Origin of the sequence: Ensifer aridi, assembly GCF_002078505.1 — a bacterium.
In the GTDB taxonomy this organism is placed as follows: Bacteria; Pseudomonadota; Alphaproteobacteria; order Rhizobiales; family Rhizobiaceae; genus Sinorhizobium; species Sinorhizobium aridi.
In genome coordinates this window covers 1-865 of the sequence record NZ_LUAV01000078.1, presented here as the reverse complement: position 1 = coordinate 865, position 865 = coordinate 1, and the positions used below count along the sequence as shown (strand labels likewise).

At 59.0% G+C, this 865-nt stretch carries 2 protein-coding genes; both read right to left on the bottom strand.

Annotated elements, in window-relative coordinates; all coding sequences use genetic code 11:
* Nucleotides 1-8 precede the first annotated feature (8 nt).
* Nucleotides 9-305 carry a hypothetical protein gene (locus tag AYK65_RS31355; RefSeq protein ID WP_081163230.1) on the bottom strand — a complete coding sequence of 99 codons (297 nt, stop codon included), beginning with the start codon at nucleotides 303-305 and terminating at the stop codon, nucleotides 9-11.
* On the bottom strand, nucleotides 305-865 hold a 561-nt coding region (tnpC, locus tag AYK65_RS31350), incomplete at its 5' end, for an IS66 family transposase (protein WP_139793432.1). The genes tnpC and AYK65_RS31355, both read right to left, overlap by 1 nt.

Sequence of the window (865 nt, the reverse complement as noted above, 5' to 3'; positions counted from 1 at the left end):
CCCGGTTGTTACCGCGGAGATTTCGCTTTGATGCGAGCGATGAGTTCCTGGTCATCGACGAAGTCTTCGAGGAAGTCGTTCCATTCGTCAGCGGTGCGACGAGCATGGGCAAGCATTTGCTCCAGCTCTTCGATTCCGCCGCGGGTAAGCGAAGTTATTGCCTCGTTCTGCCCGGTGTAGACGCTGATGATTCTGCCGTAGCTCAGGTTATCATCGTTGCTGACGATCGCCTGAAGGAGTTCGGAATCTTCGTCGAGCAATTTGGCGACGTAATCGATGCTGAACACATGGGTCACGGTTGCCATCAGGCGGCCTCGGCGCAGGTGGCTATGACAGATGCCCAGTTCCAGGGCAGCAGCTCATCGAGCCTATTGATCTTGTGATCGTGAATGCGGTCGAGCACGTCGGCCAGATAGGCCTGCGGATCGAGGCCGTTCATCTTGGCCGTCTCGATGATCGTCATGGCGCGTGCCAAGGTCTCCGCGCCGGTGTCAGCGCCCGCAAATAGCCAGTTCTTGCGCCCTACTCCAATTGGGCGCAGGGCCCGCTCGGCGGCATTGTTGTCGATGGCGACACGACCATCTTCCAGGAACAGGCAGAATGACGACCAGCGGCTCAGGCCATAACGGAAGGCTTGCGCCAAATCGCCTTTGCCCGGAATGCGGGCCAGTTGCGCTTCGGCCCAGACACGCAAGGCTTCGACCTTGGGCGTGCTCTGCTTCTGACGCGTAGCAAGACGGATGTCGGCAGGCTGACCTGCAATCTCTCGCTCGATGTCGTAAAGCGCACCGATACGGTCGAGAGCCTCGCAGGCGATCTCGGATTTGTTCGATGTCCAGATATCGTGGAAGTCGCGTCGCCAGTG

Bases quoted from the DNA above. Each gene is read 5' to 3' on its own strand.
- AYK65_RS31355 (WP_081163230.1), bottom strand. From the start codon at position 305: ATGGCAACCGTGACCCATGTGTTCAGCATCGATTACGTCGCCAAATTG.